Here is a 9,047-nt window from a genome sequence, read left to right as displayed (position 1 = left end):
CACCGGCGGGCGGGTGGGGGACCCCCCCCCCCGGCCGTCCTCGCGGTGCCCGCAGCTGCGGGACCGGACTACTTCTTGCCCTGGTTCTTGACCGCCTCGATGGAGGCCTTGGCAGCCTCCGGGTCGAGGTAGCGGCCGCCGGTGACGGTCGGCTTCAGGTCCTCGTCGAGCTCGTAGAGCAGCGGGACGCCGGTCGGGATGTTCAGCCCGGAGATCGCCTCGTCGGAGATCCCGTCGAGGTGCTTCACCAGCGCGCGCAGCGAGTTGCCGTGCGCCGCCACCAGGACGGTCCGGCCGGCACGCAGCTGCGGGACGATGCTGTCGTACCAGAACGGCAGCATCCGGAAGACGACGTCCTTCAGGCACTCGGTCTGCGGGCGGATCTCGCTGGGCAGATCGGCATACTGCGGGTGGTTGTACTGCGACCACTTGTCGTCCTGGTCCAGGACCGGCGGCGGCTGGTCGTACGACCGGCGCCAGACCATGAACTGGTCCTCGCCGAACTCGTCGCGGATCTCGGTCTTGTTCTTGCCCTGGAGCGCACCGTAGTGGCGCTCGTTGAGCCGCCAGGAGCGCTCGACCGGGATCCAGTGGCGATCGCAGGCGAGCAGCGCGAGATCGGCGGTGTGGATCGCCCGCTTCAGGGTCGAGGTGAACAGGACGTCCGGCAGGAGACCCTCGGCGACGAGCAGCTCGCCACCGCGCTGGGCCTCGGCCTTGCCCTTGTCGTTGATGTCGACATCGACCCAGCCGGTGAAGAGATTCTTGGCGTTCCACTCGCTTTCGCCGTGGCGCAGCAGGATCAGCTTTGCAGTCATGCCCCGAGCCTAGTGGGCGCCCGCTCGGCGGACGGCACCGGGGGCGGCACTCACCCGGCCCGACGTGCCCCGGACGACACGATGTCCGGACGACACGGACCCCGGACGACAGCGTGGTCTTCCCGGCTGCCCCCGCGCCGCGGGATACTCCGGGCATGACTGCTCCCGCCACGTCCGCCCGCCCCCTCGCCGTCGTCACCGGTGCCAGCAGCGGCATCGGCGCCGCGACGGCCCGAGCCCTCGCCGCCCAGGGCTACGAGGTGATCTGCGCCGCTCGCCGGGAGGACCGGCTGCGCGAGGTCGCCGACGAGATCGGCGGCCGCGTCCAGGTCTGCGACGTCACCGACGACGGGTCGGTCGCGGCGCTGGCCGCGGCGGCCGGCCCGCGGGTCGAGCTGTTGGTCAACAACGCCGGCGGCGCCCTCGGCCTGTCGCCCGTGGCCGAGGCCGACCTCGACAACTGGCAGCGGATGTACGACATGAACGTCCTCGGCGCTGCCCGCGTCACCCGGGCCCTCACCCCCGCCCTGCTGGCCGCCGACGGCGGCCGCGGGCAGGTCGTCTTCGTCACCTCGGTGGCCGCGGACGGCGGCTACGAGGGCGGTGCCGGCTACTGCGGGGTGAAGGCCGCCGAGCGCTCGATGGCGCAGGCGATGCGGCTGGAGATGTACGACCGGCCGCTGCGGGTGGTGGAGATCGTCCCGGGCATGGTGCGGACCGACTTCTCCCTGGTCCGGTTCGAGGGCGACCGGGCCCGCGCCGACGCCGTCTACGCCGGGGTCGAGGGCGTCCTCACCGCCGAGGACATCGCCTCCTGCATCGGCTTCGTCGCCTCCCTGCCGGCCCACGTGAACATCGACCGGATGGTCGTCCGGCCGCGGGTGCAGCCCGCCCAGCACAAGATCTTCCGCGCGCAGTGACACGCACCGGGTGACACACCGGGAACGACGGGGCCGCGACGACACACCTCGGACGACGCCGACGGGGGACCCGCGGGGGGGACTGCCCCACTGCGGATCCCCCGTCGTACGGGATCGATTGCTCAGGCCATCGAGATGAGGGCCTGGCCGCCCTGGACGGCCTCGCCGACCTCGACCAGGATCGAGCCCACCGTGCCGTCGGCCGGCGCGGTGATCTCGGTCTCCATCTTCATCGCCTCGAGCACCACCAGCACCTGACCGGCGGTGATCTCCTGACCCTCCTCGACCATGATCCGGGCCACCGACCCGGCCAGCGGGGCGACCACCGAGTTGGTGCTCGCGGCCGGCATCGTCGAGGTCACCGGCGCTGTGGGGGCCGGCCCCGTGTAGGCGCCGATCACACCGAGGTCACCGAGCGAGGGGTGCGTCTGCTCGACCTCGACGTCGACGTCGTACGCGGTGCCGTTGACTGTCACCTTGAGTCTCATGTCTGTTCCTCCTCGTCCTCAGTGCAGCGTGAGCGGGTTCTGGCGGGCAGGCCGCGCCTGGGTCTTGCGGTGGTCCTGGACCTCCATCCGGCCGGCGGTGGTCCACCCCGAGCCCTCGTGGAAGTGGATCTGCTTGACCTTGGCCCGGTGTCCGAGGACGGCCGCGACGGCTGCCGCGATGACCATCATGGTGTCCTCGTCGACCTGGTGCTCCTGGGCCCAGCCGACCGCTATCCGATCGAACTCCGCGATCCGCCCCTCCGCTGCGGCGAGCCGCGCGGTGAGCTGGTCGATCGTCTGCTGGAGGGCAGCGATCTCGTTCTGGTCCGTCATCGTGTCTCCCCGATCACGCCGGCCCGAGGCCGTGCTTCTTGTCCGGGCGCAGCTGGCGCTTGGACCGGAGCACCTCGAGTGCCATGGCCACCTCGCGGCGGGTGTCGGCCGGGTCGATGATGTCGTCGACCAGTCCGCGGGACGCCGCCATGTACGGGGTGGCGAAGGTCTCGCGGTACTCCTCGACCAGCTCGGCCTTGCGGCTGACCGGGTCGTCGGCCTCGGCGATCTCCTTCTTGAACACGATGTTCGCCGCACCCTCGGCGCCCATCACCGCGATCTCGGCGGTGGGCCAGGCGAAGACCTTGTCCGCACCGAGGTCCTTGGAGCACATCGCCAGGTAGGCACCGCCGTACGCCTTGCGGACCACGACGGTCACCTTCGGGACGGTCGCCGCGGAGTAGGCGTAGAGCAGCTTCGCGCCGTGGCGGATGATGCCGCCGTGCTCCTGGGCGACGCCCGGCAGGAAGCCGGGGACGTCGACGAGGGTGACCAGCGGGATGTTGAAGGCGTTGCAGAACCGGACGAACTTCGAGCCCTTGTCGGAGGAGTTGATGTCCAGCACGCCGGACATCACACTCGGCTGGTTCGCCACGACGCCGACGGTGTACCCGTTGACGCGGGCGAAGCCGACGACGATGTTCTGCGCGTAGCCGGCCTGGACCTCGAGGAAGTCGGCGTGGTCGACGATGCCCCGGATGATCTCCCGGACGTCGTAGCCCTTCTTGCCCTCGGTCGGTACGACGTCGCGCAGCGCCTCGTTCGACTCGACGACATCGTCGGGGTTGACCCGCGGCGGCTCGGAGAGGTTGGTCTGCGGCTGGAAGCTGAGCAGCTTCTTCGCGATCAGGATGGCTTCCGCGTCGTCGTTGGCGACGAAGTGGTTCACGCCGGACCGGGTCATGTGCGCATCGGCGCCACCCAGATCGTCCTGGCTCACCTTCTCGCCGGTCACCTCGGTGATCACGTTCGGCCCGGTGATGAACATGTGGGCCTTGCGGGTCTGGATGATGAAGTCGGTCAGCGCCGGGGAGTACGCGGCACCGCCGGCACAGGGCCCGGCGATGATCGAGATCTGCGGCACCGCACCGGACAGCCGGACGTTCGAGTAGAACACCTGGCCGTAGCCGGACAGCGAGTCGATGCCCTCTTGGACCCGGGCGCCGCCCGAGTCGTTGATGAAGACGAAGGGCGTGCCGGTGGAGAGCGAGGCCTCCATCATCTCGACGACCTTCTTGGACTGCGTCTCGCCGGCCGAGCCACCCATCACGGAGAAGTCCTGGGAGGCGACGTGCACCGGGCGGCCGAGGACGGCCCCCGAGCCGGTCACCACGCCGTCGGCCGGGGCCTTGGCGGTGTCCATCCCGAAGGTGGTCGTACGGTGCGTACGGAACATCCCGGTCTCCTGGAACGTCCCGGGGTCGAGCAGGGCGCCGACCCGCTCACGCGCGGTCATCTTGCCCTTCTCGTGCTGCTTGTCGAGGCGGGACTTCCCGCCACCGAGTTCCGCATCCCCACGGCGCTCGGCCAGCACCCTGAGACGCTCGGCCATGTCGTGCGTCTTGCCTGCACTGCTCTTTGAATCTGCCATCGTCGTCACCCTCACGCCGGCTCGACGGACACCGAACGGGACTGGCCGTTGATGGTGACCTTGTACTGGATGGGCTCATGGAGGGCCTTGTCGAGGCCGGCCGCCTTGCGACGCTCCTCCTCGACCTGCTCCTCGGTCATGCCCACATTGCGCGGACCCTGCGAGCGCTCCGCGAAGAACTTCGGGGCGACCTGCGGGAACATCGCACTGGTGAGGATGTCCTCCTCGGTGCCGTTGAAGCCCGTCAGTCCCTTGGCCTGCTCGGCCAGCTGGTCCCACTCGGGGGCCAGCAGATCCGCCGGACGCTGGGTGATCGGCTCCTTCTTCGTCTGGGCCCTGGCCTTCTCGACCACCTCGGGGTCACGCTCCCCGGGGCACTCGCCGTAGTAGCCGAGCATCAGGTCGGCGAACTCACCGGTGAGGACCTTGTACTTGCCCATCAGCACGTTGAACACGGCCTGGGTGCCGACGATCTGGGAGGACGGCGTCACCAGCGGCGGGTAGCCGGCGTCCTTGCGGACGTTCGGCACCTCGAGGAGGACCTCGTCCATCCGGTCGCCCGCGCCCTGCGCCTTGAGCTGCGACTCCATGTTGGAGAGCATCCCGCCGGGGATCTGGGACTGGAAGATGTCGGTCTTGACGCCGGTCACCGCGGACATGAACTTCTTGTACTTCGGGGCGACCTTCGCGAAGTGCTCGCGGATCGGCTTGAGCTTCGTACGGTCCACGGTGGTGGTGTACGGGGTGCCGTCCAGCATCTCGATCACGGACTCGGTCGGGTTGTGGCCGGGGCCCAGCGACATCGAGCTGATCGCGGTGTCGACGACATCGGCGCCGGCCTCGATCGCCTTCATCAGCGCCACCTGGGTGACACCGGTGGTGGAGTGGCAGTGCACGTTGATCTGCACGCCCTCGCCGTAGGTGTCCTTGATGCCCTTGACGATGTCGTACGCCGGCTGGGGCTTCAGCAGGGCCGCCATGTCCTTCAGCGCGATCGAATCGGCACCCATGTCGAGCAGGCGACCGGCCAGCTTGATGTAGTCCTCGGTGGTGTGGACCGGGCTGACCGTGTAGCAGATGGTGCCCTGCGCGTGCTTGCCCGCCTTCTTCACCGCCTGCATCGGGTGTTCGAGGTTGCGCGGGTCGTTCAGCGCGTCGAAGACACGGAACACGTCCATGCCGTTCTCCGCCGACTTGTCGACGAACCTCTCGACCACTGCGTCCTCGTAGTGGCGGTAGCCCAGCAGGTTCTGGCCGCGGAGCAACATCTGCAGGCGGCTGTTGGGCATGAGTGTACGGAAGGTCCGCAGACGCTCCCATGGGTCCTCGTTCAGGAAGCGGATGCAAGCGTCGTACGTTGCACCGCCCCAGCACTCCACGCTCCAGTAACCGGCAGCGTCGATGTCAGCGCAGGCGTCGACCATGTCTTCCATGGCCATGCGCGTCGCCATCAGGCTCTGGTGCGCGTCGCGAAGGACGAGTTCGGTGATACCAATCTCTCGCGGCTTCATGGCCCCATAGTGCCATCGTCGGAACGGCCGGACCCGGGCCCCCTCCCCTTCCCGGAAACCAGCTGTCTGCTAGGGACGGAGCAGGTCACATCGGAACCTGCGCCGCAACGGCGATCAACTACGTATCATGTCGTACGACAACGTGTCGTAAATCTCATTGAAATCTCCGGCCCCGACCGTCCCACCGAAATCGTGGGACGCGATGGCTCATCGCAGTCGCGGACACGACGGGCTCATCGCAGCCGCGGGACGCGGCGGCGCAGCTCGGCCAGGAAATCGCCGCGGATCTGCTCGGTGTCGAGCATCCCGTCCAGCCCGCGCAGTCCCCCGGCCGCGACCCGCTCGACCACCGCGAGCCAGGCCTCGCCCATGGCGTACGTGAACGACGAGGCCACCGCGGCGCCGATCGCCCCGCCGGTGACCGTCCCGGCACCGGGGATCAGCTTCAACAGGCCGGTCACCGAGGCCCGCCCCACCTGGGTCGCCGCCGTGGTCGAGGCGACCGCCATCAGCGCCGCCCGGTCCACCGGCACCTGGTAGAGCTGCGCGATCCGGGCCATCATCGCCAGCTGCAGCGGCACCAGCACGGTGGCGTCGGAGAACGGGATCGGCGTCGCGGCGGTGGCCGCGGCACCCGCCGCGGTGCCCGCTATGAACCGGCGCGCCTGCGCCGCCTTGCGCCGATGATCGATCTGCTGGGCCGCGGTGAGGGCCGCGTGGACCGCCTCCGGTGCGCCGCGAAAGGTCGCCTCGAGAAGCTCCGTCAAGCCGTAGGACGACTGCCCGCTGAACGGGTCCTCCAGTGCGTAGGTGAGGTAGGGACGCCCGTCCACGATCGGCAGGCCGAGGCCGGTGATGTGCCCGGCCAGGGCCACCGCGTCGGGGTGCAGCTGGCCGCCGGGGCCGCGGGGCACCTGGGTCAGCACGACGATCACCGGCAGGTCGAGGTCGGCCAGTCGGCGGACGAACTCCGCCTCGAACGGCTCGAACCGCCGGTCCATGCCGCGCACGCAGTACCAGACCACGTGGATCTGGTCCTCGACCGGCCCGCGGCGCATCTGCCGGACGTAGGCCTCGAGCTCCTTGACCAGCTGCCGGTCGTCGCGACCGATCTCCAGGCCGCGGGTGTCCAGTAGGCCGAGCCGGCCACGGTCATCGAGGTAGAGGTGCGCGTCGTGGGTCACCGGCTCGCCGATCCCGGTGGCCGCCACCGGCTCCCCGAAGACCGCGTTGACGAGGGTGGACTTGCCGACCCCGGTCTTGCCGAAGAGGGCCAGGTTGAACCGTCCCAGCAGCTCGAGCTGGTGCTCGTACTCCGCCCGGAACGCGTCGGTGAACCAGTCTGGCATGACCCGAGCCTAGGGCCCGGCACCCGCGGCGGGCCGCCCAGGTGCCACCGGGATTCACGCCGTGCCGCCTGGGGGAACTACCATCTGGGTGCTCCTGCTCTCACATCGGAAGTCACGCATATGCCCCAGCGCTCTGACCTGCGCAACATCGCCATCGTCGCCCACGTCGACCACGGCAAGACCACCCTTGTCGATGCCATGCTGTGGCAGTCCGGCGCCTTCCGGGAGGGTCAGGACGTGAACAACCGCGTCATGGACTCGATGGACCTGGAGCGGGAGAAGGGCATCACGATCCTGGCCAAGAACACTGCGGTCAAGCACGTGATCAAGGGCCAGGACGTCACCATCAACATCATCGACACCCCCGGCCACGCCGACTTCGGCGGCGAGGTCGAGCGCGGCCTGGAGATGGTGGACGGCGTGGTGCTGCTGGTCGACGCCTCGGAAGGCCCGCTGCCGCAGACCCGGTTCGTGCTGCGCAAGGCGCTGGCCAAGCGGCTGCCGCTGATCGTCGTGGTCAACAAGGTCGACCGCCCCGACGCCCGGATGGAGGAGGTGCTCGAGGAGACCTACGACCTCTTCATGGACCTGCTGCCCGAGGACTCCGACGGGTCGGTCCTCGACTTCCCGGTGGTGTACGCGTCGGCCAAGGCCGGCCGGGCCTCGCTGACCAAGCCGGAGAACGGCGGGATGCCCGACTCCCCCGACCTGCAGCCGCTGTTCGAGACGATCCTCGACACCATCCCGGCCCCCACGTACGAGGAGGGTGGCCTGCTGCAGGCGCACGTCACCAACCTCGACGCGTCGCCCTACCTCGGCCGGCTGGCGCTGTGCCGGATCAAGCAAGGCGAGCTGCGCAAGGGCCAGACGGTGGCCTGGTGCCGGCGCGACGGCACCATCCAGAACGTCAAGCTCTCCGAGCTGCTGATGACCGAGGCGCTCGAGCGGGTCCCGGCCGAGTCCGCCGGCCCCGGCGACATCGTCGCCATCGCGGGCATCCCCGAGATCACCATCGGCGAGACCCTGTCCGACCCGGAGGATCCCCGGCCGCTGCCGCTGATCACCGTCGACGAGCCGTCGATCTCGATGACGATCGGCATCAACACCTCCCCGCTGTCCGGCCGGTCCGGCAAGAACCTCACCGCCCGGCTGCTCAAGGCCCGCCTGGAGCGCGAGCTGATCGGCAACGTGTCGATCCGGGTCAACCCGACCGAGCGCCCCGACACCGGGGAGGTGCAGGGTCGTGGCGAGCTGCAGCTCGCCGTGCTGGTGGAGACGATGCGCCGCGAGTCGTTCGAACTGACCGTCGGCAAGCCCGAGGTGGTCACCCGCCAGATCGACGGCAAGCTGCACGAGCCGACCGAGTTCCTCACCGTCGACGTCCCCGAGGAGTACGTCGGGGCGGTCACCCAGATGCTCGGCACCCGCAAGGGCCAGCTGCGCACGATGACCAACCACGGGTCCGGCTGGGTGCGGGTGGAGTACATCGTCCCGTCCCGCGGCCTGATCGGCTTCCGCACCGAGTTCCTCACCGAGACCCGCGGCACCGGCCTGATGAACCACGTGTTCGAGGGCTACACCCCGTGGGTCGGCGAGCTGCGGACCCGGCCGAGCGGCTCGATGGTCGCCGACCGGCTCGGCACGGTCTCGTCGTACGCCCTGTTCAACCTGCAGGAGCGCGGCGTGCTGTTCATCAAGCCGGGTGACGAGGTCTACGAGGGCATGGTGGTCGGCGAGAACTCCCGCCCCGACGACATGGACGTCAACCCCACCAAGGAGAAGCACGTCACCAACGTACGGTCCTCCACCGGGGAGGAGCTGGAGCGACTGGTGCCGCCGCGGCTGATGAGCCTGGAGCAGTCGCTGGAGTTCTGCCGGGTCGACGAGTGCCTCGAGGTCACCCCGGAGGTGGTCCGGGTCCGCAAGACGATCCTCGACCACAGCGAGCGGGTGAAGGCGGCCCGCCGGGCGAAGAACTGACCCGCCACCGGCCGACGATCCTCTCTCCGGCGCGAGCCCGGTCGGTGACCGACCGGG

8 protein-coding genes are annotated in these 9,047 nt (G+C 69.4%); 2 read left to right on the top strand and 6 right to left on the bottom strand.

Annotation, left to right across the window (positions count from 1 at the left end; all coding sequences use genetic code 11):
- Positions 1 to 68 precede the first annotated feature (68 nt).
- Positions 69 to 818: a phosphoglyceromutase gene (locus tag VB059_RS12195; protein WP_323422298.1), complete on the bottom strand. Its 750-nt coding sequence runs from the start codon at positions 816 to 818 to the stop codon at positions 69 to 71.
- Between the two features lie 155 nt (positions 819 to 973).
- Here VB059_RS12195 and VB059_RS12190 point away from each other — a divergent pair, with 155 nt between their 5' ends.
- Positions 974 to 1,738 (top strand): SDR family NAD(P)-dependent oxidoreductase, encoded by a 765-nt coding sequence (locus tag VB059_RS12190; RefSeq protein ID WP_323422297.1) that lies wholly within the window; start codon positions 974 to 976, stop codon positions 1,736 to 1,738.
- A 122-nt stretch (positions 1,739 to 1,860) separates the two neighbouring features.
- Here the strand turns inward: VB059_RS12190 and VB059_RS12185 are convergent, their stop codons facing one another.
- The 5 genes from VB059_RS12185 to VB059_RS12165 form a co-directional block, all read right to left on the bottom strand.
- Positions 1,861 to 2,226 (bottom strand): biotin/lipoyl-containing protein, encoded by a 366-nt coding sequence (locus VB059_RS12185; protein WP_323422296.1) that lies wholly within the window; start codon positions 2,224 to 2,226, stop codon positions 1,861 to 1,863.
- An 18-nt stretch (positions 2,227 to 2,244) separates the two neighbouring features.
- On the bottom strand, positions 2,245 to 2,559 hold the full coding sequence (locus tag VB059_RS12180; protein ID WP_323422295.1) for a hypothetical protein: 315 nt from the start codon (positions 2,557 to 2,559) through the stop codon (positions 2,245 to 2,247).
- Positions 2,560 to 2,572: 13 nt separating this feature from the next.
- Entirely contained in the window at positions 2,573 to 4,150 is a 1,578-nt protein-coding gene (locus tag VB059_RS12175; protein WP_323422294.1) for an acyl-CoA carboxylase subunit beta, read from the bottom strand.
- A gap of 11 nt (positions 4,151 to 4,161) precedes the next feature.
- Positions 4,162 to 5,661 carry a methylmalonyl-CoA carboxytransferase subunit 5S gene (locus VB059_RS12170; RefSeq protein ID WP_323422293.1) on the bottom strand — a complete coding sequence of 500 codons (1,500 nt, stop codon included), beginning with the start codon at positions 5,659 to 5,661 and terminating at the stop codon, positions 4,162 to 4,164.
- Positions 5,662 to 5,894: 233 nt separating this feature from the next.
- The gene (locus VB059_RS12165) at positions 5,895 to 7,010 is read right to left on the bottom strand and encodes a GTPase family protein (RefSeq protein WP_323422292.1); all 1,116 of its coding nucleotides are present in this window, start codon (positions 7,008 to 7,010) and stop codon (positions 5,895 to 5,897) included.
- 120 nt (positions 7,011 to 7,130) lie between these two features.
- On the opposite strand from VB059_RS12165, the gene typA reads away from it, so the two are divergent.
- A complete protein-coding gene (typA, locus tag VB059_RS12160; protein WP_323422291.1) occupies positions 7,131 to 8,990 on the top strand; it encodes a translational GTPase TypA in 1,860 nt (619 codons plus the stop codon).
- The last annotated feature ends 57 nt before the right edge of the window (positions 8,991 to 9,047 follow it).

Source organism: Raineyella sp. (assembly GCF_034933565.1).
GTDB lineage: Bacteria > Actinomycetota > Actinomycetes > Propionibacteriales > Propionibacteriaceae > Raineyella.
The sequence above is the reverse complement of the archived record's forward strand: the minus strand, read 5'-3'. Positions and strand labels throughout refer to the sequence as shown.

Excerpts from the sequence above, each read along its gene's own strand:
- VB059_RS12195 (WP_323422298.1), bottom strand. The coding sequence starts at position 818 with ATGACTGCAAAGCTGATCCTGCTGCGCCACGGCGAAAGCGAGTGGAAC.
- VB059_RS12190 (WP_323422297.1), top strand. The coding sequence starts at position 974 with ATGACTGCTCCCGCCACGTCCGCCCGCCCCCTCGCCGTCGTCACCGGT.
- VB059_RS12185 (WP_323422296.1), bottom strand. The coding sequence starts at position 2,226 with ATGAGACTCAAGGTGACAGTCAACGGCACCGCGTACGACGTCGACGTC.
- VB059_RS12180 (WP_323422295.1), bottom strand. The coding sequence starts at position 2,559 with ATGACGGACCAGAACGAGATCGCTGCCCTCCAGCAGACGATCGACCAG.
- VB059_RS12175 (WP_323422294.1), bottom strand. The coding sequence starts at position 4,150 with ATGGCAGATTCAAAGAGCAGTGCAGGCAAGACGCACGACATGGCCGAG.
- VB059_RS12170 (WP_323422293.1), bottom strand. The coding sequence starts at position 5,661 with ATGAAGCCGCGAGAGATTGGTATCACCGAACTCGTCCTTCGCGACGCG.
- VB059_RS12165 (WP_323422292.1), bottom strand. The coding sequence starts at position 7,010 with ATGCCAGACTGGTTCACCGACGCGTTCCGGGCGGAGTACGAGCACCAG.
- typA (WP_323422291.1), top strand. The coding sequence starts at position 7,131 with ATGCCCCAGCGCTCTGACCTGCGCAACATCGCCATCGTCGCCCACGTC.